The sequence below is a fragment of the Bacillus sp. LJBS06 genome (genome assembly GCF_016924995.1).
Lineage (GTDB): Bacteria > Bacillota > Bacilli > Bacillales > Bacillaceae > Bacillus > Bacillus stercoris.
The window spans coordinates 4,105,656-4,128,046 of sequence record NZ_CP070483.1; the positions used below are offsets into that span (position 1 = coordinate 4,105,656).

Genomic DNA, 22,391 nt, shown 5'->3' on the forward strand with positions numbered 1-22,391 from the left:
AAAGAGGCTTGGATCAATCCAAGCCTCTTGTTCTATCAAGCTTCTTCTTTTACATGTACCTTTAACACTGCCTGCACCTCAGGATGCAGCTTCACAGGCACGTTTGTGTATCCTAATGCACGAATGCCGTCCGGCAGTTCAAGCTTCCGCTTATCTACTTTAATGTTATGGTCTTTTTGCAGCTGTTCAGTGATTTGCTTGCTTGTCACTGAACCAAATAAACGGCCGCCTTCACCTGATTTTGCGCTAAGTTCAACAGTCAGTTTTTCTAATGTCTCTTTCAAGCTCTTAGCCTGCTCAAGCTCGGCAATGGCTTCTTTTTTCTCTTTCTGCTTTTGTCCGTTTAGCGCGCTGATGTTTGACGCGTTCGCTTCAACCGCGAGGCCTTTTTTAATGAGAAAGTTATGCGCATAACCGTCTGCTACGTTTTTGACTTCACCTTTTTTTCCTTTTCCTTTTACATCTTGTAAGAAAATAACCTTCATCTCTGTACGCCTCCCTCAAAATACTCATCTATGGCGTGCTTCAGCCGTTCCAGCGCTTCAGAAACTGAAATGCCGGACAACTGCGTCGCCGCATTTGTTAAATGCCCTCCGCCTTCCAGCGCCTCCATGATGATCTGCACATTTACCTCGCCAAGTGACCGCGCACTGATACAAACCGTTTGTTCATCCCGTCTCGCCACCGCAAATGAAGCCTCAACCTCACTCATCGACAGCAGCGAATCGGCAGCCTGCGCAATCAGGACTTGATCGAAGTATTCCTCTTCATTTTCAGGAAGAGAAGCAATCGCAATGTTATCTTTATAGAGGACCGTATGCTGGATCAGCTTCGCCCGTTTAATATAGGAATCAACGGTTTCTTTCAGGAACTTCTGCACCAGCACCGTATCGGCGCCTTTTGCCCTTAAATAAGAAGCCGCATCAAAAGTCCGCGAGCCCGTGCGGAGAGAAAAGCTCTTTGTATCCACTATTATACCAGCTAATAGGGCTGTTGCTTCAATCATATTGATTTTTAAGCGCTTCGGCTGATATTCAAGCAGCTCTGTCACCAATTCTGCTGTGGAAGAAGCGTACGGCTCCATATAAACGAGCAGCGGGTCTCTGATAAACTCCTCACCCCTGCGGTGATGGTCGATGACCACGATATGTTCAATTTTATTGACCAGCCGTTCCTCCATAACAAGCGACGGCTTATGTGTATCAACGATCACAAGAAGCGTGTCATCATTAGAAATTTCCATCGCTTCTTCAGGCGTAATAAATCTTGACCACAGCTCTTCATATTTTTTGATTTCCTCAATCAAACGCTGCACGCTTGATCCGATTTGATTTGGGTCAATCACAATAAAGCCATCTTTGTTATTTGCCTGTGCCACCTTTAAAATCCCGATCGCTGCGCCGATAGAATCCATGTCGGGGAATTTATGCCCCATGATAATCACATTGCTGCTTTCAGAGACGATTTCCTTTAAGGCATGAGAAATGACGCGGGCCCGCACCCTTGTTCGTTTCTCCATTGGGTTTGTTTTACCTCCGTAAAACTTCACCTTGCCGTTTGGCAGCTTAATGGCTACCTGGTCTCCGCCGCGTCCCAGTGCTAAATCTAAGCTGGATTGCGCCAAATCACCAAGTTCTTTCAAGGAAGAGACTGAAGCCCCGACACCGACGCTTAACGTCAGCGCTACACCGTCAAATGAGGTTTTTTCCCGCACTTCATCAAGAATCGAAAACTTCGAATTTTCGAGTTCAGTTAAGATGTGTTCATTAAGCACAGCGATAAAGCGTTCTGAAGACGTCCGTTTCAAGAAGATCCCGTACTCCTGCGCCCAAGCGTTCAGCAGAGATGTCACCTGGCTGTTCATCGTGCTTCTCGTCTGGTCATCCAATCCTTGTGTCACATCATCATAGTTATCAAGGAAAATATAGGCCAGCACGGTTCTTTCGTTTTCATATAGCTTTTCAATCTGGATTTGTTCTGTAACATCAAAGAAGTATAAGAGGCGCTCATCCCGTTTGATGACAACTCTAAACTTGCGGTCATTCAATGAAACCGTTTCCGATTCCACCTCTTGTTTGATCAGCGGTACCACCGATTCACAAGTATCGTAAAGTGATCTCCCCACTAAAGTGCTTTCATTAAAGCAAGAGGAAAGAAACGGATTTGCCCATTCTATATAATATTGGTCATTAAAAAGCATGATTCCGATCGGCATTTCCATCAATGCCTCTTCACCGACTTTTTTCAACCTGTAGGATAACGTTGAAATATAAGCATCTATCTCTTTTCGAATAAGAGAATCAGCACGTTTAATAAAAAACAAAATAACTGCCAGCAGCAGCACTTCGACGGCTCCTAATATCCAGTTAAAATAAAAGCTGATGAGGATTGTAATGATTGACAGAGCAATCAATGCGTAGATGGGATACCGAAACAGCGGTTTTTCATAAAAGCTTGGCATTTCTATCACTCCCCACCATGTGAGTAAAACTCATGTTCACTTCACCTTATTCCTTATATGAAAGCCCATATCTAAGACGCCTAAAATGCGAATGACTGCCATGAATACCGGATGCACAAACCCGAGTACGACAGCAATCACAGCCGCAGCCTTCGGATATTGTTTCTTATGGCAATAGAAAAAGATAAATGATAAACCTTGGATAAAAATCAGAAACCCGAGTATAAACTCCCCATTTAAAGCGATAGAGTACAGCATTTGGCCTTTTTCTAAAGGCAAAAATGAAAGCATGACAATGATCAAATACAGCACTACAACACTTTGCGGAAACTTCAACTCTCTAAAAGGCTTTAGATTAGGAATATCGGGGGAGAATCGCCTTAAGAGCGGCTTAGCGATAAGGTAACTGAGGAAAGAAAAAATAGCTCCTACCATCACAATAGCTGTTGGAAAAAGATATTGAACGATACCCAATTGTTCTTCCATCAGTTTTAATTGCTTCTCAAACTGTTCAGCATTGCCCGACTGCTTCACTACATTTTCTACAATATCAAGAGATTGCCGGTATTGTATCATCGCCTCATCAATGATATTGATACCCAAAAACTGAATGCTTATCACAAAATAGAAGACAATACTAAGCATATAAATAAGCGCGCCCGAAATAATGGCGTGCCCGGGCTCTTTCCTTTTGAAAAAATGTCCCATGGCAATGCCGGCGCAAGCTGACATAAAAGCTACAATAAGTCCGTTAAAGGACCCGACAATAAAAACAACCGGAAGACTGACAGCGCCCATCCATATCCCTAGCTTCAATCCATGTCTGATCGTATACAGGATCATTGGCAGCGGCAGTGCAAATAACAGAATTGTTCCAATCACAGGAACATAAACGACCAAAAGCGTGATGATCGCAAACAGACTGATTAAAATAGCACCTTCCATTAATGCTCTCGTTTGTTTCACTTAGTCACCTCGTATCATCTTGAACATACGAATAGAAAAGAGCAGCATAAACGACTGCTCTTTTTTCATCGCTGCAAACGCTTTGCACCGAATGTTTTTATATCATCTCTAAATTTTACTTTTATATTTTAACATAAGTCCAAATCGCAAGTAAAATGACGCTAATGTTTCATGTGAAACATAAAAAAAGGAAAAGACATTCTTGGAAAAGAATGCCCATCACCATTAATGTTTATCATCCATAAAGCCAGAAGATTCTTTGTTTTTCTTTTTCGTTTTTCTGACATACATAAAAATTAAGATCACCAGTAAAATAGTTGTTGCTTGCAGAATGCCGCTGCTAAACAAGAAAAAGTTCTTTATCATGTCCCACATTGAATTTCACCTCTTTGTGCATGTTCTCAACCCGTAGCCTATATAAGGTGAATTTCCCTTTTTAAAAACTTCAAAACATCATGAACAACATTGAGCGTTGGGCATATGCTGATATGGAATCTGATTGATAAAGGAGAATTTTCACATGGATGAACGCAGAACATTGGCTTGGCATGAAACACTAGAAATGCACGAGCTGGTTGCTTTTCAATCAAACGGACTTATTAAACTGAAGAAAATGGTAAGAGAAGTAAAAGATCCTCAGCTCAAACAGCTTTATAACGTGTCTATTCAGGCCGTTGAGCAAAATTTGAGAGAGCTTCTTCCGTTCTTTCCACAGGCTCCGCACAGAGAGGATGAGGAAGAAGAACGCGCAGATAACCCATTTTACAGCGGTGACCTGCTCGGTTTTGCCAAAACGTCTGTCCGCAGCTATGCCATCGCCATTACAGAAACAGCAACACCTCAATTAAGAAACGTACTGGTCAAACAGCTGAATGCTGCCATCCAGCTGCACGGCCAAGTTTATCGATACATGTATCAGCATGGATACTATCCGTCTTACAACCTTTCTGAACTGTTGAAAAATGACGTCAGAAACGCCAACAGAGCCCTTTCAATGAAATAAAACAAGCAGCAAAGGAGTTCCCTTTGCTGCTATTTTTGCTGATCCTTCAGCAAGCCGTTCGTACGATAAGATTCCAGCACGTCTCTGTTGGATTCTCCCCATTCTTTCATTTGCAAAACAATCGGTTCAAGTGTTCGCCCGAATTCCGTCAGAGAATACTCAACCTTCGGCGGCACCTGTTGATAAACCTCACGATGCACGATGCCGTCCGCTTCCAGCTCCCGCAGCTGAAGAGTAAGCATTCTTTGAGTAATATTCGGGCAGATTCGCCGAAACTCATTAAACCGTTTCTTGCCCTCTATCATGTGATAAAAAAGAATTCCTTTCCACTTTCCGCCAATGACATCTAGCGTAAATTCAACTGGACAGCCTTCTTTGTTCGGGTATATATTCTTTTTTTCACTCATTTATGACCCTCCAATAGTACCTTTTTTGATACTACATTACATTTTGCAACTAAGCTACCCAGTATTTTACACAGCTTTTCTCCTCAGCTCAAAGAAAATGCTTCTTATTCACATCAATTTTTAAGGGTTTGCATGATTACACCTGCAGCAAGACGTGTTAAACTATATAAAGATGACACTACTTAAAAAAGGATAGGAGCTATCATGGAAAAGATACTTATTTTCGGACACCAAAACCCAGACACAGATACGATTTGTTCTGCGATTGCTTATGCTGATTTGAAAAACAAACTCGGCTTCAATGCTGAGCCTGTCCGTCTTGGACAAGTCAACGGCGAAACACAATACGCGCTTGACTATTTCAAACAAGAAAGCCCGCGCCTTGTTGAAACAGCTGCAAACGAAGTAAACGGCGTTATCCTGGTTGACCATAACGAACGCCAGCAAAGCATCAAAGACATTGAAGATGTTCAGGTTTTAGAGGTTATCGACCATCACCGCATCGCTAACTTTGAAACAGCTGAGCCGCTTTACTATCGTGCTGAGCCTGTAGGCTGTACGGCTACCATCTTAAACAAAATGTACAAAGAAAATAACGTGAAAATCGAGAAAGAAATTGCCGGCCTGATGCTGTCTGCGATCATTTCTGACTCACTGTTATTCAAATCCCCAACTTGCACGGACCAAGACGTAGCAGCAGCAAAAGAGCTTGCGGAGATCGCTGGCGTAGATGCTGAAGAATACGGCTTGAACATGCTCAAAGCAGGCGCTGATCTAAGCAAGAAAACAGTGGAAGAGCTCATTTCTCTTGATGCGAAAGAATTTACACTCGGCAGCAAGAAAGTCGAAATCGCACAAGTAAACACAGTGGACATTGAAGATGTGAAAAAACGCCAAGCTGAATTAGAAGCTGTGATCTCTAACGTTGTGGCTGAGAAGAATCTTGATCTGTTCCTTCTTGTTATCACAGATATCTTAGAAAATGATTCACTTGCTCTTGCAATCGGTAACGAAGCAGCAAAAGTGGAAAAAGCGTTCAACGTGACATTAGAAAACAACACAGCTCTCTTAAAAGGCGTTGTGTCCCGTAAAAAACAAGTCGTTCCTGTCTTAACAGACGCAATGGCTGAATAATCAAAAAGCATCCCGTGTCGGGATGCTTTTTCTTATTCACCAAGCTTTTCAATCTGTCCCATCACATCAGTGATTTGCTTTGCGTTTTGGACCAGATCTGACTGCTCCAAATCTTCAAGCGATACATTGCCTTCCTCCACTTGTTTCAACACCTCTTCAGCGCTTTTCTGCAAGGTTTCGTTATGCTCCTGAATAGTTTGATGAATCTCCGCTGCGGCATCAGGCGGTGTTAATTCATTAAAATCAGCGGCAGCCTTCTGAATCGACTCAAGCTGCGCTTCAAGGTTTTCTTTCGCCTCGGTGTCATTTACAGCTTTCTCAGCCAATTCAGGCGCTTCCTCTGCAAATGTCTTCACCTTCTCCACATACCCCGCTGCCTCACCCGTATAGTTCAACCCGTCGTTCACCTGATCAAGCATGCCGCAGCCGCCTGCACTCAAAAGACCCACTCCGGCAAGTACTGTCAAAATAATCTTCATTGTCAGCCTCCTCAACGTTTCTTCTTCACTGTTTCTTTTAAGATCGGGATCAATTTCTCTTTCGCTAACGGCAGCCCTTTCCTCACCAGTTCACGCTTCAGCCACTTTTTCAACGTAGACATCCTGACGCTCCTCTCCCTTTTTGATAAAAATGAAAAAAACTCCACCAATTTGGTGAAGTTCCGAAACAAAAAGACCTTCACCAAATCAGATTTGGCAAAGGTCTCGCTAACAATTAGATTGCCAGCAAAGCCGAGGACATCTTGTCCCGTAATGACGACTTTACTGTGAAAGCTACTCCCCTTTGGAGTGTTCATTTTTATTACTTTCATTCTAAAGCACCCATCTGTTCCAGTCAAATTCCTTCCGTTTACATAAAAGCGCGCTGTGGTATTTAAAATTTGAATGGTTTTTCCACCAGGAGATCATGCTATGAAAGAGGAGGTTTTCATCATGAGTCAAGAGCGCGTGAAACGGCCTGGGCATACCAGATGGTACATATCTTCGTTACTTAGCGGCATTATTATTCTTAATTATTTTGACCGAGTGGCCATCTCTGTAGCGGCACCCGCGATACAAGATTCGTTTCACCTTACTGCAACTGAACTCGGCATCGTATTTTCCATTTACACGTATTCCTATACACTGATGCAGCTGCCTGTCGGAAGTTTGCTGGACCGATTTGGGGTGGCATGGGTCACAAGGGTTGGAATGACAATATGGAGCTTTTTAACGATCCTTCTTGCTTTTTTACAGGGGAAATTGCTGCTGTATCTGTTCCGATTTCTCATTGGGCTGACGAGCGCCTCTGCATTCCCTGCTGCCTCTAAGGCAACCGCTCTATGGTTTCCTCCAAGTGAGCGGGGATTGGCAAATTCACTGTTCGATTCAGCCGCCAAGTTTTCAAACGTCATCGGAGCGCCATTGGTCGCCTTTCTTGTCACAACGTTTGACTGGCGTGTCGCCTTTTTGACGATTGGATGCATCAATGTGCTGTTTACGATCTTTTTCTGGCAGTATTATGAACAGCCTGAACGGCACAAACGCATTTCCAAAAGTGAACTCAACTATATTCAAAAACACAACACCATTAATACAGAGCAAATCCCTTACAAAACGGGTCCGCTTTTAAAAAAGCTTTTCACCAACCGCAAAGTATGGGGCTTAATGATCGGATTTACAGGGTACGGGTATACATTCAATCTGCTGCTTACCTGGCTTCCGACTTTCTTTAAACATACATACGGGATGGATCTCATGTCGTCCGGTTTATTTACAGCCGTGCCGTGGCTGATCTCAACCATTTCTGGAATCGCTGTCGGCGGATGGCTCGTCGATTATTTTATTAAGAAAGGCTATCCAAACACCAAGGTGTATCGAACCGTAATCATAGTCGGGATGAGCTTCGGCTTTTTCTTTTTGGGCTCCATTCTGACGAACAATATTACCGTAGCGATTATTTGTATTTCCATCGGGCTCGCTGGAATTTCTGCTACCGCTCCGGTTGGCTGGTCCATCTCCGCTGAGCTCGCGCCGATCGGTTCCGTATCCATGCTGAGCTCTATGGTGAACCTCGCAAACAACCTGTTCGGAGGCATTATTGCTGCATCACTGACAGGGTATTTGTTTGATGTGACAGGCTCCTTTACGCTCAGCTTTCTGGTAGCCGGTTTTGTGCTGTTGCTGGGCTTGGTTTTTTATGTGTTTGTATTAGGGGAAGTGAAACGGATTAAACTATAGAACATGAAAAAGAGAGCTGCCAGTTGGCAGCTCTCCCATTACATCAAAGAATCCGGCCCGTCCCCATTTACCTTCTCCTCGTCCTGTTCCTCTATATCAAGCCCCGAAGCTAGCATTTCCTGCTCTATCTGTTCGAGCACCTGCTCGTTTTTTCCTTGAAGACCACCTTCATAATGAAAAGCATCCTGTGTGCCGTTTTCCTCTATTGTCGCTAAAATATCGTGGATATCATTATGGTCTCCTGAAATGGAGCCGAATCCTTGGTTTTGTTTTTTATAATTCACAAAACCGCTGGGGAGGTTGTTTCCGAGGTTTACACATGATGCGCCTTCAACCGTACCAATGGAAATGGAGCCAATAAAAAAAGAGGGAGAAAACCGTTTCACGTTAAACATCCTTTCCCTGATTGATGGTATACGGCACTGGTTTTCCGTCTATTTTGACCTCAATATCATCTTTTTTTACTTTCTTTAATCGAGACTGCGATGTGGATTTCGGATGAACATGAGGAGAGAATACGTTGCCAAGATTCAGCATCCCGCTTAGCTCCTGTACATCCAGGTGATCGAGATGAAACGCTAAATCGTCTAAATGCAGCTTCTCTACATTCAATTCCTGTACATCCATCTTCACAAAAACAGAAGGGGTGCGTTTCTCCTGGGAGGATTGTTCAAGCGTATGGACTTTTTGGGCTAATTCTTCAAGCTTTTTTAGGACCTCATCTATGCTCATATACGCCATCCCTTTTTAAAAACTTTTCTCCACAGCTCCCGCATTTCCTTTGATTTTATTATGTTTCCCCTTTATGGCGCCAAAACCTTCATTGATAAAGGTTTCACTTTTTCTTCCTTTTTGGACATTTGTTCCGACAAAGAGGCCAGAAGAATTTCTCAGATGGTTAACCCGCAAAGAACCGTATTTGATAGAAGTCATCACTCTTCTCCTTTTTCATTAGTGCGGTGCGGAACGGTAACCGTTACTATTCCGCTTTCAAATTTCGCACGAATCTGACGCAGATCATACTCTTCGGGAATGGCGATCTCCCGTTTGAAAGGACCGTAAAACCGTTCTCTGGCGATCCACTCTTGTTCCTCTTCCATCGGCTGGGGGGTAATCTTTCCTTCAATGATGAGTGTGCGATTCTTTTGGCTGATTGACATATCATCTGCACTTGCACCAGCTGCATCAATGGTTATCGTCAATCTGTGGTTTGTTTTTATGAGATCGGCTCTCGGTTCGACAAAGGGAGCGATTTCGCGCAGCAGCTCAGCGAAATCCTTTCCCATCATTTCTTTCACATGGGGATAAAAATGAGATTTTGGCATAAATAAAAACCCCCTGCACATAGCCATACATCTTTAGAATCTATAACTATGCTTATGTGCTTTTTTTGGAGGTATGCTAAAAGAAAACTATTCACCGTTAAAGAGTTTGATTTTGTACACTTGGCGATATATTTTGGTTATTCATGACACCGTCTATGCCATCAGGGTCAATAACCGTTGAAACATTCCCCTGGTTCAAGACATTTCCTGCGAAGAAGCCGATTCCGTTATTTACCTTACGATGCGCAGCCCATCCGGGTAACTGATTTTCTCCAATCGCGATGGCTGTATTTGTCTGCTGGGAATTCACATTGATTGCACCGAGTGTAAAACCGATAGCCAAACAAATCCTCCTCCTTTTCAAACCAAGGCAGCCTCTTAAAAGTAATCATTTATTTGACAGTCATTTTCGTCGTTATCTATCACGAATGACGAGTTTTGAGTGTTTTGAATCGTGCCTAATAACCTTCCCTGGCCGGACGTTCGTTTACTATGTGAACTCCAGCCGGTAAGTTCGTTTTCGCCAACTGAAATGGCGGCACATGTATCCAGAACGTTAATATTCATTTCTCCAACATCAATATCATTCTGGTTTTCTCCCGAGTTCCCTTCAAAGGAAATCCTGTTTTCATGATGAATCGGCGTATCTACCTCATCGTTATCCATCACATAGCTAAAATTATGAGACACCTGGGAGTTGGTCATTGATCCGAGTCCGTAATTGTTTTTCCGATGCGAAGACCAATTATGCGCATAATTGGTTCCGATAAATATTCCTGAGGAGGTATCAATTGAAATCACGCTAATGTTGCTGACTTGAACCTGGTTTACTGCTTGTCGATGATTCAATCTTATTCAGTCCTTGATATGTCTTTTCAGTCCATTACTTTACAATATGTTTTACATCGATTATTGGTTCGGGTTCTTTTTCAAGCAGTATCTGACTTGGACACGTCCGTAAGCTAAAGACCAATTAAATCCGTACCATATGAATTATCGATTACGCAAAGCCACTCGCCTTGCGCATTCTTCTTAAAGACATAGGTCGCCCTTCTTTCCATCGCATACTCGGAGTCCTTTTTATCCGAATCAAGCAATGTCTGAGAAAGGACGAGGACAGTGTCACCTGCTTCCAGCATGATCATTTCTCCTTGTGTCGGCACAATATGATGATTAAAATAGTTCGCGATCGTGATAAACGCTTTTTTGATTTCTTCTTTGCCTCGCGCGATCATGCCAGGCTTCACAACTAAAATGGCATCTTCCGAGTAGTAATTCATCAGTGTATCAAAATCTTCATTTTGGATTGCCACATCACATGCAGAGATGATGTCTTTCAATTGCTGTTCCAAATGAATTCCCCCAATCATCATGATTGGATATATTATACAATGTTTGACACGCTGAAACCCTAAAAACAAAATGAAAAGGATCCCTATTTCCTATATAATCAAATAGATATATTTAACAAAGTACCCAAGTGAAGGGGTGGACAATTTTGTCTGCGGAAGTAACGTTACATGACCATATACATCATGATTTAAGCGCGGATTGCCAGCATTGTTTTGGCCTGTGCTGTGTCGCCTTGCCTTATGCGAAGTCGGCAGATTTTGCTTTTGACAAAGACGGAGGCACGCCTTGCCGCAACTTACAATCAAACTATCAATGTTCGATCCATAAAAATCTCAGAGAAAAAGGATTTCGTGGCTGCTCTGCATATGAATGCTTTGGCGCCGGCCAAAAGGTATCCCAAATCACTTATGAGGGAAAGGATTGGCGAAACAGCCCGGGAACGGCCAACGAGATGTTTGGCGTTTTTCCTATCATGCAGCAGCTGCATGAAATGCTCTGGTATTTACATGAAGCTCTTTCTATAGATATAGCCAAGCCGATTCATCCTGAACTAAGAACCAGTTTCGAAAAAATAGAAAAGCTCACCAGACTCAGCAAAGAACGCCTGCTGACACTGCAGGTGGACGAGCATCGAGCTGAGGTCAATAAATGGCTGTTAAAAACGAGTGAGCTGGTGCGTGCCCAAGCCCGCAATCCAAAACTCCCGAAAAAAGTCAGCCGGGGAAGTGTCCTGATCGGTGCAAAACTAAAAGGGCTTGATTTGCGAGGAGCAAATCTAAGAGGAGCGCTGCTCATAGCCGCAGATCTGAGAAATGCCGATTTGAGAATGACAGACTTTATCGGTGCAGATATGAGAGACGCTGATCTCAGCGGCGCCGACCTGACCGGATGCATCTTTCTGACACAGGCACAGGTGAACGCCGCCAACGGTGATTCGAACACAAAGCTGCCGCCGTCTTTACGAATCCCTGCCCATTGGAAATAAAAAAGGACCCGCTTACGGTCCTTTTTTTACTGTCATCAATTCAATTCTTTTTCGTTCCTTTTATCCGGCATTTTCATACTTTTTGCCAAGTATCCCGACAGCCATAACGCAGCCAGCAGCATGAAGGTGATCATACCGACCACGCCCAGCCAGTGAAAAGCAGACCAGAATAGCCCTCCGACTGTTCCGCAAACGCTTGAACCGGCGTAATAAAAAAACAAATACAGCGATGAAGCCTGTGCTTTGTTGTAAAGAGCTCTCCTGCCCACCCAGCTGCTTGCAACTGAATGCCCTCCGAAAAAACCGAATGTAAAGAGGGCAATCCCCAGTATTTTCACTGCCAGCATACTGTTTATCGTGAATAAAGCACCTGCAATGACAATGAAAATATTCATCACCAGTATTTTCGGATAGCCATACCGATCAACCATTCTTCCAATGAAAGATGAGCTGAAAATGCCTACAATCATCACAATAAAGATCCAGCTGGCAAATGCTTTATTAAGCGAGTACGGTGGGCCCAGCAGCACATACACAATGTAATTAAACAATGCAACATTGCTTCCGAGCAGCAAAAAACCAATGAGAAACAAGCTGAATAGTTTGCGGTCTCTCAAGTGGCCGATCAGAGACATTCCCAACTTCCCGAGCTTCAATTTTCTTGGCGTAAAATGCCTGGATGGAGGCAAATTTATAAAAAATATAACACTAGCAATCAAACTAATGACACCAATTGATCCCATCGCCATATGCCAATTCACGTACTCGCTCAGAAGCCCGGAAACGATCCTTCCAAAAACGGCGCCGATTGCATTTCCGCTGATATACAGTCCCATCGCTGATCCGAGACTTCCAGGTTCAATTTCTTCTCCGAGATAAGCCATCGCAATTGACGGAAGGCCTGCGAGCGCAACGCCTTGAATGGTTCGCAATACGAGGAGCGTATGAAAGTTCGGACTCAAGGCCGATGCCAGACAGAGAACCGATGCGGCCAGCATGGAAATACCCATAATCGGCTTGCGACCCCATACCTCTGATAATGAGCCAAAGACAAGCATGCTCACTGCTAACAGCATTGTGGTAACGGATAAAGAGAGACTCGCCACAGTAGGCGTCACATGAAATTCCCGCGTGAATTCCTCCATGAGCGGCTGTACGCAATAAAGAATCGCAAATGTATTGAAGCCTGCAGCGAAGAAAGCAAACGTAATTTTACGAAAAACTGGTGTGCCTTTTTGAATGTATGTCATTGGGGTTTTATCTGCCCCTCCGCATGTTGTTGAGCACTGCAATTCATATAAAACCATCCTTTATTCTTCCGATTTCAAACATCCTCGAGTCTGTTTATACTTTTATCTTAGCACCGTCGATATATGATGTATAATGCATATAAAATATCCTTTTGATGCTTATATGTAATAAGGGAGGAATGATGATTGGAATGGGAACAACTTGAATATTTTCAAACCCTAGCCCGGATGCAGCACGTGACGAAAGCCGCAAAAAGCCTCTCCATCACACAGCCTGCACTTTCACGCTCTATCGCCAGGCTGGAGAATCATTTAGGCGTCCCGCTTTTTGACAGGCAAGGACGATCCATTACCTTAAATCAATACGGACACATTTTTTTGCGACGGGTGCAGGCGATGATGAAGGAGTACACCGAAGGAAAAGAAGAAATCCAAGCTTTATTAAAGCCAGACCAAGGCGTAGTCTCTCTCGGTTTTTTGCATACATTAGGCACTACGCTCGTGCCCGATCTCATCGGCTCCTTTCAGCAGGAATACCCCAACATTGCCTTCCAGCTGAAGCAAAACCACTCTTATTGGCTGCTTGAACGATTAAAATCGGGTGATCTCGACCTCTGTCTGCTCGCTTCGATTAAGCCTGAAAATCCGATCCAATGGATCAAGCTGTGGAGTGAAGAGCTCTTTTTATTTGTGCCAATTGATCACCCATTAGCCAATCGTGAGAGCATTACCCTGACCGAGATTGCCGGGGAACGGTTCATTTTATTGAAAAAAGGCTACGCGCTTCGAATGACGGTCGATGAGCTGTTTGAGAAGGCTGATATACAGCCGAACATTATGTTTGAAGGAGAAGAAGCCGCCACTGCCGCAGGTTTTGTGGCAGCCGGACTGGGCATATCTATTCTGCCAGACCTGAAAGGCTTAGACCAAAGCAAAATCGCCAAAATCCGCGTCAGCTGGCCGGAATGTCAGCGTGTCATAGGGATTGCCTGGATAAAAGGCAGATTTTTATCACCGGTTGCTGAGACCTTTAAACAATATGTCATCAGCCATTTTTCGGAGTAAGGGAGGATTCAAGCATGAAGGTCAAAAAAATCACGTCAGAACAAGATTTACATACAGCGTTTGAAATCAGAAAGACAGTATTTGTAGAGGAGCAAGGCTGTCCCATTTCGGATGAATTCGATGAGTTCGATACACTCCACGGTGACTGCCGGCACATTCTGGCTTATCATCAGAATGTACCCGTTGGCACTGCACGCGTCCGTATCGTTGGCCACGCGGGAAAACTGGAACGAATCTGCATTCTGAAGCCTTACCGCAAATTCGGTCTGGGAAAAGTAATCGTCGGTGCATTAGAACGTATTGTGAAAGAACAAGGCGTTTCTGCCTTCAAACTGCACGGCCAGACACAGGCGGCAGGCTTTTATGAAAAGCTAGGCTATCAGACTGCATCAGAAGAATTTATGCTGGACGGCATTCCGCATGTGCTGATGACAAAACAGGACGATTCTGCGCTATAGATTATTCACAAATTTGTCACTTATGAGCATGAACGGTTCATTGGTATACTAATCACCGATTATAGAGAGAAGGAATGATTGTATGCCAGCAAATAAAAAAGAAGGCCTTATATTTGGCGTGATGATGTGCTTTGGAATGGTCTGCGTCATGTCGATTTATAACGCCATCATCAACGGAGCCATTCAGGATTTTTCACTGATGACCGTTTTTGAAATGGCCATCGGTTTTATGGTCGCCCTCCTGTTGGATTTACTGTTAGTGGGCCCCCTCGCCAAGAAGATTGCATTCAGCATGCCGTTCGACAAGACTAAAAAAATATATGTCATCCTTGCCATGTCAACTTGTATGGTGATCGGCATGGTGCTTTGTATGTCTGTGTTCGGTTTAGTGACAGCGGTTCTGGCAAATGGGCTGAACGGAGACAGCCTCTTCAGCACCTATCTTATGATTGTGTTGAAAAATTTCATCCTGGCCTATCCATTGCAATTACTGATTATGGGCCCATTAGTCAGAGGGATTTTCATGAAATTTGTAAAACCAAAGCTCACAGCCACAATTTAAATAGAATAGGAGTGAGCCTGACACTCACTCCTTTTGCTCATGAATCGAATGTAAAACAAGCTCCGCAAAAGCCTCTGCGGCAGGCAGCTGCCACTTTTTCTTTTTGAGTAAATCGGATCAAGGACTGCACCATGCTGAAGAACTTTCAGCTTATGTTTTTCACTTCCATTAATCCCTATACCTTACCACATAGTTTTTATACAATTCTTCGTTATAAAGAATTTCTTTGCCATGTGAAGAGCAAATGAGCGTTGGTTTGATTTGATCTATGATTGATCCGCTATCGATGTTCTCATTTATATCAACACTGAATCTTCTTATAGGTGGGTGTAAATCCTCCTTACTTGTGATAAAAAGGTCGCCCGTTAATAGCGTACGATCGATTTTATGATCATACACGACATGCCCCGGCGAATGGCCAGGTGTTAAATCATATTGCAGAGGCAGGTGAGCAAGCGTTTGCTCCGTCAGCGGCTGGACAATATGGGCTACCCCTGTGTTCTCCACTTCATTTTTGTTCGGATATGGCTCTTCCCCATTGATGTACTTTAGTTCTTTCTGGTGCGCAAAAATCGGAAGATCAAATCGCTCTAACCATTTTGATGCACCTCCGATATGATCACTGTGGCCATGGGTAAGCAAAATGGCTTTTGGATTGCCGATCGCTAACGCTGCCCTAATTTGAGCATCAGCAAAACGTTCTATTCCCGTATCAACAATATAAACATCATCACCATCTTTAATAAACCAAGTATGAACCGGGACACGAAGGGGAACATCAAGCTCAAATTCACATTGAAAGACATGTTCTGATAGTTGTCTCAAGTTCATCAAAACCACTCCCTTTGGAAATTTCTTGCTATCATTACTGTAATACAAATCAATTCAATATGTAACTACGCACGTTTTTGTAACTTGCATTGTGAAATGATCGAAACAGGAAATTGGCCCTTCCCGGACTCATATTTGGTTCTGTCGATAAGGTACATTTTGTACATTAATAATCCCTTTTGTTCCCCTTCTTCACATACTCCCAATCACGTTCTACATTTTTCCTCACTCTATGAAGGAGTGCAGAAATGGTTTCCTTTTCCTCATGTGTAAAACCAGACAAAGCGACTTCCGTGGAATGTTCTCCTTCTCTTCTTAACAAGGGATACACCTTTTTCCCTTTCTCAGTCGGGAACAATTTTTTTATTTTTTTATTTTGCTCATCTGGCAGTTTTTGAATAAATCCCTGCATTTCCAGCTTCTTAATGGCCCGCGCAGCCGTTGTCCGGTCCACTTTTATCATTTCCGCCAGCTTCTCTTGAATAATTCCCGGATTTTCATATATGCGTACGAGATAGAGATACTGCCCTCTTGTTAAGTCCAAATCTTTAAATTCGATATTGCTTATGGAATCCAACGCTCTTGCTATCATGCCGATTTCACGCAAAATATCATTCATTCTAAAACCCCTCACGTATTTTTGTTGTAATTACAACAAAACTGTTTTAACCTTACTATTATAAGACCACATGCATGCTGGACAGTCCAGACTAATATCAGAAAAGGATTGATTTAGATGAGTATAAAAAGAATAACAACTGAAGCGGATTTACATGAAGCTTTAAAGATTAGAAGAGGCGTTTTCATTGAGGAGCAACATGTGTCTGAAGCCGATGAGTTCGATGAATTTGATACGCTTCAGGAACAATGCCAACATATCTTGGTATATCATGAGAATCAGCCTGTCGGCACCGGACGCGCGCGCATCGTTGGCCATACAGCAAAGCTGGAAAGAATCTGCATCCTAAAACCTTACCGTAAGTACGGATTGGGGAAGATCATCGTAAGCGGGTTAGAGGAAATCATGAAAGAAAAAGGACTGACTTCATATAAGCTGCATGGTCAAACACAAGCGGCAGGCTTTTATCAAAAACTGGGCTATCAGACTTCTTCACAGGAATTTATGGAGGACGGCATCCCTCACGTCTTGATGACAAAAGAAATATCGCGGAATATAACATGAAATATATGTATTACGGAATAGGCATACTTATATTAAGTTTGGGCATTTCCTTAACCATACAATCAGGACTGGGCACATCACCCTTCGATGCCCTTTTGGTTGGTCTGTCAAAAGAAATCGGTCTTACCGTAGGAAGCTGGGAGGTCCTTATTTCTGTGATCCTCTTAATCTGCAACGCTATATTAACGAGAAAAAAACCTATTTTGCTGGGCTTGATTACAGCATTCATTACTGGAATAGGCATTGACCTATGGTTGTTTGTTGTAAAAAACACCATCTATCTAAACGCGTTGTTAAGCAAACTGATTTGTTTCGGAATTGGTTTGGTGCTCATCGGTCTTGGAACAGCCATCTATCTTCAGACGAAATTCGCATCAACACCGATCGATCATTTAACACTTATTATCCGAGATCTCTCCAAAAGAACAATCTTGTTTTCAAGGACATTGGTATACGCTCTTTTCTTAGTATTAGCCATCATCTTTAAAGGCCCTATCGGCATCGGAACTCTTTTAACGGTTTGTTTGGGAGGAATGCTCCTTCACGTTTTTATGCCTATTGTGGAAAGACATTTCTTATCAAAGAATAGAAGAGGTTATTAAGAAACCTCTTCTCGATCCAAAAAACGAAACGCAAAACAAGCCCCGTTTCGTTCGTCAATTCTTTATCTCTGGTACTGTTGAGATTTTATAATCAATTAAAATTTATAGTACCAAAAAATCGCAATTTCATTTGCTGTTGGAAAGTTGGAATAAAGCATCGTATCAACCGCACCTATTATAAAGTGATGTTTGGCATAAAAATGACAAGCTGAAACATTAATATCTTGGGTTTCAAGCATAAGACCACAAAAATGATTCTCCTTTGCCCACTCAATCGCTTTATGTAATAATGCTGTTCCAACACCTTTTTTTCTATAGTCTTTTGCCACGGCAATGTCCTCTATTAGTGCATACCCATTCCAGTTAGAACGGATCTTAATCCGGCCAATGCAGTTGTTTTCAAGATAATATAAAAAAGCCGCTTTCCCCTCTTCTTCAACATAACTAACATCCATGTCATCATCTTCATATTGTTTAAAATAAGGTTTGGAAAATCGTTCCTCAGTATATGTCCAAACACCGTTTTCAAAAGCAGGTATCATTCTCCCAAAAACAACGAAAGGTTCGTTTGGTTTATTAAAATCTTTCATATTCAAATGAGTCATTTTCATGATCATATCAATCTCCGCCAATCGAGAAATATTTAGAAAAATCATTTCGACACTATTCAATAACAGCTTCCAAAAGTGCACTCTTTAACATTACCTTTTATATAGCGATTTTTCTATTTCACTATCATAATGAGGTATTTCACCAGAAAGGCTTGTGGTACAGTAAAAAGGAACAGAAACAAGAGAAAAGAAGATAATCCCATGCCCACTAATAATAAAACTCGCCCACAACCCTGTTGACTAGTACCCATGGAAATAGCAAAAAAACTTATATTAGTAAGGATGAGAAACAGCTTCTGCCATTGGTGACATCTCTATTGAAGCATCCATAGGACAACCAAGGATCGCTCTTTGATTTTTCCAAGAAGAAATGAGAGTGAATAAAGGAGTAATGGAGTATGTTAACAAGAGAAGACATCTTTAAACACGTCAAAGAAAAATACGGCACATCGCCTGATTATCCGTGGGAGAAATACCCAAACTATGCTTCTTTGAGACATGAATCAAACAAAAAATGGTACGGTCTTATTATGAATGTTCTCCCGGAAAAATTAGGCTTGGAAGGACGTGACGAAATAGATATTCTAAATCTAAAATGTCCCCCTGAAATAAGTGATAGCTTAAGAAATGGCAAAAATATCTTTCCTGGATATCATATGGATAAGGAACATTGGATTTCACTTGTTTTGGAACGAACAGATCCAGCAGGCGAAATTTATTACTTAATCGAGCAGAGCTTTCATTTAACCAAGTGAAGATAAAGAGAGTGTCCTGCTAATCAAGCTACGAAGATTAGTGGACACTTTCATTTTAGGATATTGTTCTTCTCTCTGTCCACAAACGCAACTTAGTCCATCTGGTGCGAGAGTGGGAGAAGAATTTCTACCAACTTCTTATATAAAAGGATGAATAGTTATGACAAATAACTTAAAACAGAGAAGAATAATTTTAGATTTAGCAGTTACTTTAGATGGTTTTATTGAAGGGAAAAATGGAGAAGTTGATTGGTGCATTATGGACCCTGATATGGGGTTTACTGATTTCTTAAATCAAATTGATACTATTTTATATGGTAGAAAAAGCTACGATTTATGGGGAAAATATATTCCAAAAAATGAAGACCCTGATACAGAAAAGGAAATTTGGAAATTAGTTCATAGTAAAAAGAAATATGTTTTTTCCAGAACACAAAATGAGATTGATAATCAAGCCATATTTATAAATGATAATATTCTTGAAGAAGTAAATAAATTGAAGAAAAAGCCTGGTAAAGACATCTGGCTATATGGTGGAGCGAGTCTCATTACAACTTTTATAAATTTGGGGCTTGTTGATGAATTTAGATTATCTATTCACCCTGTTGTTTTGGGACAAGGAAAACCGTTGTTTATTGATGTAAAACAGAGGATAAATTTAAAAATGGTGAATACAAGAACATTTTCCTCTGGCGTTGTGCAAATCGTTTATCATTGGAATGGCTAAAAAAATCTTTCCCTCCAAAATATACATTGTAAGGTAACACTCGACAGTTATTTTTCTTATTGAACTAAAGGGGAATCCTAAATAATGGGTTCCCCTTAATACTATGGAATTATCAACATCGAATTTTAACAGAGCCCAAAATATCTTTTCCTGTAATAAAAGAAAAGAAGACTGAAAAGGACAAATTAACATAATTAAACATTATAGTATATTTTATTCTCCCTCTTTTAAGTAAATCAGCTAAGTTTTGTATTTATAAAAAAACGAAAGAAGATGATCCCATGCCCACTAACAATAAACCCAATAGATTAATCGCTGAGAAGTCTACTTATTTTACTTCACATGCTCACAATCCTGTTGACTGGTTCCATGGGGAGAAGAAGCCTTCGAAAAAGCGAAACGCGAAAACAAGCCGGTTGTGGTCAGCACTGGTTATTCAACATGCCATTGGAGACAGGTTTATTCATTTTACAAAAAAAGGATCAACCTTGAATTACTTTAACAAGATTGATCCTTTAACTCATTTAGCCATGTCTCCGCGAACGTTTATATACATTCAAGATTACCAGCCAACAAATAACAATGATTCCTGCAAAAAGTATGAGCATATTACTATACAAATAGGTGGAGTGATCAACGTCAATAGGCAGCAGCCTATGATCTAGGAACCCGATAGATAATAAACCGCCTACAATCGCAATACCCGTTCCCTCTGATAAAAAGCTCGTGAAATTAAGCAAACTCATTCCAGCACCGGCTTCCTTTTCTTTCAAACTGCTAGACACAATAGTAGATATAACTGTTTTTGTGAACGATAGCCCCCCAAAAACAAAAACTACTATAATTGTCATGATCCATGGTGCTGCATCTATAAAAAAGGCACCGATTAAAAAGCCGAAAGAAAGCAATGCACTTCCAATCGTTAGTACATACAAGGAACCTTTCCGATCAACAAGCAATCCTCCAATGTAACCGAAGATGATGACACTCATTGTTCCGGGGAAAATAATGCCGCTTCCAATTGCTGCAGTACTTAAATGGTGAACATCTTTCATCATATAAGGAACCATAGAGACAAATCCTGCTGCTGTACCAAATATTAGTCCTCCGCAAAGGACTCCAATCACGAAAAATACATTTTTCCCTAGATCAGGGTCAACAAAAGGGTCTTGAGCTTTCCTAATATGTTTTACAAATACGAAGAAAGCAAGAATGCTGAGGATCAGAAAAGAAAGTCTGTAAGATGTTGTAAACAGCATAAAAAACACGATGCCCGCAGACATCAATATAATCCCTGCCATATCAATGTGTCCTCTTATTCTCTCTTCCTTTTTCAACAGTTTTATAAGGAATGGAACAGTGATAGTTGTTGCAGTTGGAATAAGCAGCAAATACGACCAATGGATATAATGAGCAACCATTCCCCCAATAGCTGGTCCAACACCTTCTCCCATTGCTACTAAGGACCCGATCAAGCCAAATGCTTTCCCCCTGTTCTCTTTTGGAATATAGCACGCAACTACAACCATTACGAGAGCTGGGAATGCGGCTGCACCAATTCCTTGAATAAATCGGGCTAGAATGAGAATAGGAAAGAACGAGTGTCCAACAAATCCAATGATCGACCCTAAGCCATTTACCATAATCCCAAATAGAAGCAGATTTTTGATGCCCATCTGGTCTGAGAGCTTTCCATATAGAGCTGTTCCAATGGAGAAGGTTAACATAAAGGCAGTATTCACCCAGTTTGCACTCGCTGGCAGTTTATTAAAATCGTTGGAGATATCAGGTAATGAGACGTTCAGAACCATTTCATTTAATACGCTGAAAAATGATAGAACACAAAGCCAAATCAAAACTTGATTGTGCCGTAACGTTGACTGTGAATAAGACGTATTCACAATTTCCCCTCCATTAATTGAGGGCAGACGCAGTTTATAGGGCCAATGATACGCTTCCCTCTTTTAATTGCACCCTGTTCATTTTATTGCACTTCATGATAACTCCCCCTATATTTGATTGATATGATTTTATTATATATAGACTAAGATTAAACTTTTACTTTTTTTATGCGAAAAAGGAAAAACGTTATTCACTTTTATCTTCAGTGGCAAAATGAAACATTAAATTATATTTTCACATTACAATTATCGATAAAAGTTAGTTATTGTATTTGTTTAGGATAACTGTGGTAACCTGGATATAACCAACTTAAAAGGTGATCCCATGCCAAATAAAAGTAAACCCAATAGATTAATCGCTGAGAAGTCTCCATATTTACTTTAACATGCCTACAACCCCGTTGACTGGTTCCCGTGGGGAGAAGAAGCCTTCGAAAAAGCAAAACGCGAAAACAAACCCGTTCGTCAGCATCGGTTATTCGACTTGCCATTCGTGGCCTAGGATAATCCACTCGTGCGGAACTCCATTAACAGAAGCCATTTTAAACGATAATACCATGTGTTCTAATAATACAGTTTACCTTTTATGTCAT

At 41.7% G+C, this 22,391-nt stretch carries 31 protein-coding genes and 3 pseudogenes; 13 read left to right on the forward strand and 21 right to left on the reverse strand.

What is annotated here, in order from left to right; genetic code table 11:
• Nucleotides 1–35: 35 nt before the first annotated feature.
• From rplI to JQX68_RS20865, 4 genes are all read right to left on the reverse strand, one after another.
• On the reverse strand, nucleotides 36–485 hold the full coding sequence (gene rplI / locus JQX68_RS20850) for a 50S ribosomal protein L9 (RefSeq protein WP_003226915.1): 450 nt from the start codon (nucleotides 483–485) through the stop codon (nucleotides 36–38).
• Nucleotides 482–2,461, reverse strand: coding sequence for a cyclic-di-AMP phosphodiesterase GdpP (gene gdpP, locus JQX68_RS20855; RefSeq protein ID WP_040081167.1), 1,980 nt, complete (start codon nucleotides 2,459–2,461; stop codon nucleotides 482–484). The genes rplI and gdpP overlap by 4 nt, the downstream gene beginning before the upstream one ends.
• Before the next feature lie 36 nt (nucleotides 2,462–2,497).
• On the reverse strand, nucleotides 2,498–3,427 hold the full coding sequence (locus tag JQX68_RS20860; RefSeq protein WP_134976209.1) for a YybS family protein: 930 nt from the start codon (nucleotides 3,425–3,427) through the stop codon (nucleotides 2,498–2,500).
• 225 nt (nucleotides 3,428–3,652) lie between these two features.
• The gene (locus JQX68_RS20865) at nucleotides 3,653–3,802 is read right to left on the reverse strand and encodes a hypothetical protein (RefSeq protein WP_040081164.1); all 150 of its coding nucleotides are present in this window, start codon (nucleotides 3,800–3,802) and stop codon (nucleotides 3,653–3,655) included.
• 145 nt (nucleotides 3,803–3,947) lie between these two features.
• Here JQX68_RS20865 and cotF point away from each other — a divergent pair, with 145 nt between their 5' ends.
• Nucleotides 3,948–4,430: a spore coat protein CotF gene (gene cotF / locus JQX68_RS20870; protein ID WP_014666104.1), complete on the forward strand. Its 483-nt coding sequence runs from the start codon at nucleotides 3,948–3,950 to the stop codon at nucleotides 4,428–4,430.
• Nucleotides 4,431–4,459: 29 nt separating this feature from the next.
• Here cotF and hypR read toward each other — a convergent pair whose 3' ends face one another.
• Nucleotides 4,460–4,837, reverse strand: a complete 378-nt coding sequence (gene hypR, locus JQX68_RS20875) for a transcriptional regulator HypR (protein WP_014666105.1) — start codon at nucleotides 4,835–4,837, stop codon at nucleotides 4,460–4,462.
• Between the two features lie 204 nt (nucleotides 4,838–5,041).
• Here hypR and JQX68_RS20880 point away from each other — a divergent pair, with 204 nt between their 5' ends.
• On the forward strand, nucleotides 5,042–5,971 hold the full coding sequence (locus JQX68_RS20880; RefSeq protein WP_014666106.1) for a manganese-dependent inorganic pyrophosphatase: 930 nt from the start codon (nucleotides 5,042–5,044) through the stop codon (nucleotides 5,969–5,971).
• A 32-nt stretch (nucleotides 5,972–6,003) separates the two neighbouring features.
• Here the strand turns inward: JQX68_RS20880 and JQX68_RS20885 are convergent, their stop codons facing one another.
• Nucleotides 6,004–6,450 carry a DUF6376 family protein gene (locus tag JQX68_RS20885; protein WP_103031340.1) on the reverse strand — a complete coding sequence of 149 codons (447 nt, stop codon included), beginning with the start codon at nucleotides 6,448–6,450 and terminating at the stop codon, nucleotides 6,004–6,006.
• A gap of 11 nt (nucleotides 6,451–6,461) precedes the next feature.
• Nucleotides 6,462–6,782: a hypothetical protein gene (locus JQX68_RS21910; protein WP_040081162.1), complete on the reverse strand. Its 321-nt coding sequence runs from the start codon at nucleotides 6,780–6,782 to the stop codon at nucleotides 6,462–6,464.
• A 100-nt stretch (nucleotides 6,783–6,882) separates the two neighbouring features.
• Between JQX68_RS21910 and JQX68_RS20895 the strand changes: the two genes are divergently transcribed.
• Nucleotides 6,883–8,190, forward strand: coding sequence for an MFS transporter (locus tag JQX68_RS20895; RefSeq protein ID WP_014666109.1), 1,308 nt, complete (start codon nucleotides 6,883–6,885; stop codon nucleotides 8,188–8,190).
• Between the two features lie 38 nt (nucleotides 8,191–8,228).
• On the opposite strand, the gene JQX68_RS20900 is transcribed toward JQX68_RS20895, so the two are convergent.
• The 7 genes from JQX68_RS20900 to JQX68_RS20930 all read right to left on the reverse strand — a co-directional run bounded on the left by JQX68_RS20900 (nucleotide 8,229) and on the right by JQX68_RS20930 (nucleotide 10,867).
• Nucleotides 8,229–8,576: a hypothetical protein gene (locus tag JQX68_RS20900; protein ID WP_014666110.1), complete on the reverse strand. Its 348-nt coding sequence runs from the start codon at nucleotides 8,574–8,576 to the stop codon at nucleotides 8,229–8,231.
• Between the two features lies 1 nt (nucleotide 8,577).
• On the reverse strand, nucleotides 8,578–8,922 hold the full coding sequence (locus tag JQX68_RS20905; protein ID WP_147772776.1) for a hypothetical protein: 345 nt from the start codon (nucleotides 8,920–8,922) through the stop codon (nucleotides 8,578–8,580).
• 15 nt (nucleotides 8,923–8,937) lie between these two features.
• Nucleotides 8,938–9,123, reverse strand: a complete 186-nt coding sequence (locus JQX68_RS20910; protein WP_014666112.1) for a hypothetical protein — start codon at nucleotides 9,121–9,123, stop codon at nucleotides 8,938–8,940.
• Nucleotides 9,123–9,515 (reverse strand): Hsp20/alpha crystallin family protein, encoded by a 393-nt coding sequence (locus JQX68_RS20915; protein WP_187248800.1) that lies wholly within the window; start codon nucleotides 9,513–9,515, stop codon nucleotides 9,123–9,125. Before JQX68_RS20915 ends, JQX68_RS20910 begins: the two co-directional genes overlap by 1 nt.
• Nucleotides 9,516–9,612: 97 nt before the next feature.
• The gene (locus JQX68_RS20920; protein WP_014666114.1) at nucleotides 9,613–9,858 is read right to left on the reverse strand and encodes a hypothetical protein; all 246 of its coding nucleotides are present in this window, start codon (nucleotides 9,856–9,858) and stop codon (nucleotides 9,613–9,615) included.
• A 35-nt stretch (nucleotides 9,859–9,893) separates the two neighbouring features.
• The gene (locus JQX68_RS20925; RefSeq protein ID WP_040081157.1) at nucleotides 9,894–10,364 is read right to left on the reverse strand and encodes a hypothetical protein; all 471 of its coding nucleotides are present in this window, start codon (nucleotides 10,362–10,364) and stop codon (nucleotides 9,894–9,896) included.
• A 113-nt stretch (nucleotides 10,365–10,477) separates the two neighbouring features.
• Nucleotides 10,478–10,867, reverse strand: a complete 390-nt coding sequence (locus tag JQX68_RS20930; RefSeq protein WP_040081156.1) for a YybH family protein — start codon at nucleotides 10,865–10,867, stop codon at nucleotides 10,478–10,480.
• A gap of 146 nt (nucleotides 10,868–11,013) precedes the next feature.
• Here JQX68_RS20930 and JQX68_RS20935 point away from each other — a divergent pair, with 146 nt between their 5' ends.
• A complete protein-coding gene (locus JQX68_RS20935) occupies nucleotides 11,014–11,853 on the forward strand; it encodes a pentapeptide repeat-containing protein (RefSeq protein ID WP_147772778.1) in 840 nt (279 codons plus the stop codon).
• Between the two features lie 35 nt (nucleotides 11,854–11,888).
• On the opposite strand, the gene JQX68_RS20940 is transcribed toward JQX68_RS20935, so the two are convergent.
• Nucleotides 11,889–13,103, reverse strand: a complete 1,215-nt coding sequence (locus JQX68_RS20940; protein ID WP_147772779.1) for an MFS transporter — start codon at nucleotides 13,101–13,103, stop codon at nucleotides 11,889–11,891.
• Between the two features lie 186 nt (nucleotides 13,104–13,289).
• Between JQX68_RS20940 and JQX68_RS20945 the strand changes: the two genes are divergently transcribed.
• From JQX68_RS20945 to JQX68_RS20955, 3 genes are all read left to right on the forward strand, one after another.
• Nucleotides 13,290–14,168 carry a LysR family transcriptional regulator gene (locus JQX68_RS20945; protein ID WP_014666119.1) on the forward strand — a complete coding sequence of 293 codons (879 nt, stop codon included), beginning with the start codon at nucleotides 13,290–13,292 and terminating at the stop codon, nucleotides 14,166–14,168.
• Between the two features lie 14 nt (nucleotides 14,169–14,182).
• Nucleotides 14,183–14,626: a GNAT family N-acetyltransferase gene (locus tag JQX68_RS20950; protein ID WP_147772780.1), complete on the forward strand. Its 444-nt coding sequence runs from the start codon at nucleotides 14,183–14,185 to the stop codon at nucleotides 14,624–14,626.
• Nucleotides 14,627–14,708: 82 nt separating this feature from the next.
• Complete coding sequence (locus tag JQX68_RS20955) at nucleotides 14,709–15,188, forward strand: DUF2798 domain-containing protein (protein WP_147772781.1); 480 nt, start codon at nucleotides 14,709–14,711, stop codon at nucleotides 15,186–15,188.
• A gap of 24 nt (nucleotides 15,189–15,212) precedes the next feature.
• Here JQX68_RS20955 and JQX68_RS21830 read toward each other — a convergent pair.
• The 3 genes and pseudogenes from JQX68_RS21830 to JQX68_RS20965 form a co-directional block, all read right to left on the reverse strand.
• A pseudogene (locus JQX68_RS21830) lies at nucleotides 15,213–15,349 on the reverse strand (LysR family transcriptional regulator); the annotation flags it as partial.
• A gap of 7 nt (nucleotides 15,350–15,356) precedes the next feature.
• A complete protein-coding gene (locus tag JQX68_RS20960) occupies nucleotides 15,357–16,019 on the reverse strand; it encodes an MBL fold metallo-hydrolase (protein ID WP_147772782.1) in 663 nt (220 codons plus the stop codon).
• A 166-nt stretch (nucleotides 16,020–16,185) separates the two neighbouring features.
• Complete coding sequence (locus JQX68_RS20965) at nucleotides 16,186–16,638, reverse strand: MarR family transcriptional regulator (RefSeq protein ID WP_040081147.1); 453 nt, start codon at nucleotides 16,636–16,638, stop codon at nucleotides 16,186–16,188.
• Nucleotides 16,639–16,755: 117 nt separating this feature from the next.
• On the opposite strand from JQX68_RS20965, the gene JQX68_RS20970 reads away from it, so the two are divergent.
• Nucleotides 16,756–17,202 (forward strand): GNAT family N-acetyltransferase, encoded by a 447-nt coding sequence (locus tag JQX68_RS20970; RefSeq protein ID WP_014666124.1) that lies wholly within the window; start codon nucleotides 16,756–16,758, stop codon nucleotides 17,200–17,202.
• Nucleotides 17,199–17,804, forward strand: a complete 606-nt coding sequence (locus tag JQX68_RS20975) for a YczE/YyaS/YitT family protein (protein WP_040081144.1) — start codon at nucleotides 17,199–17,201, stop codon at nucleotides 17,802–17,804. Before JQX68_RS20970 ends, JQX68_RS20975 begins: the two co-directional genes overlap by 4 nt.
• Before the next feature lie 95 nt (nucleotides 17,805–17,899).
• Here JQX68_RS20975 and satA read toward each other — a convergent pair whose 3' ends face one another.
• Nucleotides 17,900–18,421 carry a streptothricin N-acetyltransferase SatA gene (gene satA, locus JQX68_RS20980; RefSeq protein WP_014666126.1) on the reverse strand — a complete coding sequence of 174 codons (522 nt, stop codon included), beginning with the start codon at nucleotides 18,419–18,421 and terminating at the stop codon, nucleotides 17,900–17,902.
• 392 nt (nucleotides 18,422–18,813) lie between these two features.
• On the opposite strand from satA, the gene JQX68_RS20985 reads away from it, so the two are divergent.
• The 3 genes and pseudogenes from JQX68_RS20985 (at nucleotide 18,814) to JQX68_RS20995 (ending at nucleotide 20,399) form a co-directional block, all read left to right on the forward strand.
• On the forward strand, nucleotides 18,814–19,170 hold the full coding sequence (locus tag JQX68_RS20985; RefSeq protein WP_147772783.1) for an MmcQ/YjbR family DNA-binding protein: 357 nt from the start codon (nucleotides 18,814–18,816) through the stop codon (nucleotides 19,168–19,170).
• 160 nt (nucleotides 19,171–19,330) lie between these two features.
• The gene (locus JQX68_RS20990) at nucleotides 19,331–19,897 is read left to right on the forward strand and encodes a dihydrofolate reductase family protein (protein ID WP_147772784.1); all 567 of its coding nucleotides are present in this window, start codon (nucleotides 19,331–19,333) and stop codon (nucleotides 19,895–19,897) included.
• A 281-nt stretch (nucleotides 19,898–20,178) separates the two neighbouring features.
• Nucleotides 20,179–20,399, forward strand: a pseudogene (locus JQX68_RS20995) (DUF255 domain-containing protein).
• A gap of 22 nt (nucleotides 20,400–20,421) precedes the next feature.
• On the opposite strand, the gene tet(L) reads toward JQX68_RS20995, so the two are convergent.
• Together tet(L) and JQX68_RS21995 are read right to left on the reverse strand one after the other, a co-directional pair.
• Nucleotides 20,422–21,798, reverse strand: coding sequence for a tetracycline efflux MFS transporter Tet(L) (gene tet(L), locus JQX68_RS21000; RefSeq protein WP_147772785.1), 1,377 nt, complete (start codon nucleotides 21,796–21,798; stop codon nucleotides 20,422–20,424).
• Nucleotides 21,799–21,832: 34 nt separating this feature from the next.
• Nucleotides 21,833–21,895 carry a tetracycline resistance efflux system leader peptide gene (locus JQX68_RS21995; protein WP_147772819.1) on the reverse strand — a complete coding sequence of 21 codons (63 nt, stop codon included), beginning with the start codon at nucleotides 21,893–21,895 and terminating at the stop codon, nucleotides 21,833–21,835.
• A 228-nt stretch (nucleotides 21,896–22,123) separates the two neighbouring features.
• On the opposite strand from JQX68_RS21995, the pseudogene JQX68_RS21010 reads away from it, so the two are divergent.
• Nucleotides 22,124–22,289: pseudogene (locus JQX68_RS21010) on the forward strand (DUF255 domain-containing protein); the annotation flags it as partial.
• Between the last annotated feature and the right edge of the window lie 102 nt (nucleotides 22,290–22,391).

Bases quoted from the DNA above. Each gene is read 5' to 3' on its own strand.
- rplI (WP_003226915.1), bottom strand. From the start codon at position 485: ATGAAGGTTATTTTCTTACAAGATGTAAAAGGAAAAGGAAAAAAAGGT.
- gdpP (WP_040081167.1), bottom strand. From the start codon at position 2,461: ATGCCAAGCTTTTATGAAAAACCGCTGTTTCGGTATCCCATCTACGCA.
- JQX68_RS20865 (WP_040081164.1), bottom strand. From the start codon at position 3,802: ATGTGGGACATGATAAAGAACTTTTTCTTGTTTAGCAGCGGCATTCTG.
- cotF (WP_014666104.1), top strand. From the start codon at position 3,948: ATGGATGAACGCAGAACATTGGCTTGGCATGAAACACTAGAAATGCAC.
- hypR (WP_014666105.1), bottom strand. From the start codon at position 4,837: ATGAGTGAAAAAAAGAATATATACCCGAACAAAGAAGGCTGTCCAGTT.
- JQX68_RS20880 (WP_014666106.1), top strand. From the start codon at position 5,042: ATGGAAAAGATACTTATTTTCGGACACCAAAACCCAGACACAGATACG.
- JQX68_RS20885 (WP_103031340.1), bottom strand. From the start codon at position 6,450: ATGAAGATTATTTTGACAGTACTTGCCGGAGTGGGTCTTTTGAGTGCA.
- JQX68_RS21910 (WP_040081162.1), bottom strand. From the start codon at position 6,782: ATGAAAGTAATAAAAATGAACACTCCAAAGGGGAGTAGCTTTCACAGT.
- JQX68_RS20895 (WP_014666109.1), top strand. From the start codon at position 6,883: ATGAAAGAGGAGGTTTTCATCATGAGTCAAGAGCGCGTGAAACGGCCT.
- JQX68_RS20905 (WP_147772776.1), bottom strand. From the start codon at position 8,922: ATGAGCATAGATGAGGTCCTAAAAAAGCTTGAAGAATTAGCCCAAAAA.
- JQX68_RS20910 (WP_014666112.1), bottom strand. From the start codon at position 9,123: ATGACTTCTATCAAATACGGTTCTTTGCGGGTTAACCATCTGAGAAAT.
- JQX68_RS20915 (WP_187248800.1), bottom strand. From the start codon at position 9,515: ATGCCAAAATCTCATTTTTATCCCCATGTGAAAGAAATGATGGGAAAG.
- JQX68_RS20940 (WP_147772779.1), bottom strand. From the start codon at position 13,103: ATGACATACATTCAAAAAGGCACACCAGTTTTTCGTAAAATTACGTTT.
- JQX68_RS20950 (WP_147772780.1), top strand. From the start codon at position 14,183: ATGAAGGTCAAAAAAATCACGTCAGAACAAGATTTACATACAGCGTTT.
- JQX68_RS20955 (WP_147772781.1), top strand. From the start codon at position 14,709: ATGCCAGCAAATAAAAAAGAAGGCCTTATATTTGGCGTGATGATGTGC.
- JQX68_RS20960 (WP_147772782.1), bottom strand. From the start codon at position 16,019: ATGAACTTGAGACAACTATCAGAACATGTCTTTCAATGTGAATTTGAG.
- JQX68_RS20965 (WP_040081147.1), bottom strand. From the start codon at position 16,638: ATGAATGATATTTTGCGTGAAATCGGCATGATAGCAAGAGCGTTGGAT.
- JQX68_RS20970 (WP_014666124.1), top strand. From the start codon at position 16,756: ATGAGTATAAAAAGAATAACAACTGAAGCGGATTTACATGAAGCTTTA.
- JQX68_RS20975 (WP_040081144.1), top strand. From the start codon at position 17,199: ATGAAATATATGTATTACGGAATAGGCATACTTATATTAAGTTTGGGC.
- satA (WP_014666126.1), bottom strand. From the start codon at position 18,421: ATGATCATGAAAATGACTCATTTGAATATGAAAGATTTTAATAAACCA.
- JQX68_RS20985 (WP_147772783.1), top strand. From the start codon at position 18,814: ATGTTAACAAGAGAAGACATCTTTAAACACGTCAAAGAAAAATACGGC.
- JQX68_RS20990 (WP_147772784.1), top strand. From the start codon at position 19,331: ATGACAAATAACTTAAAACAGAGAAGAATAATTTTAGATTTAGCAGTT.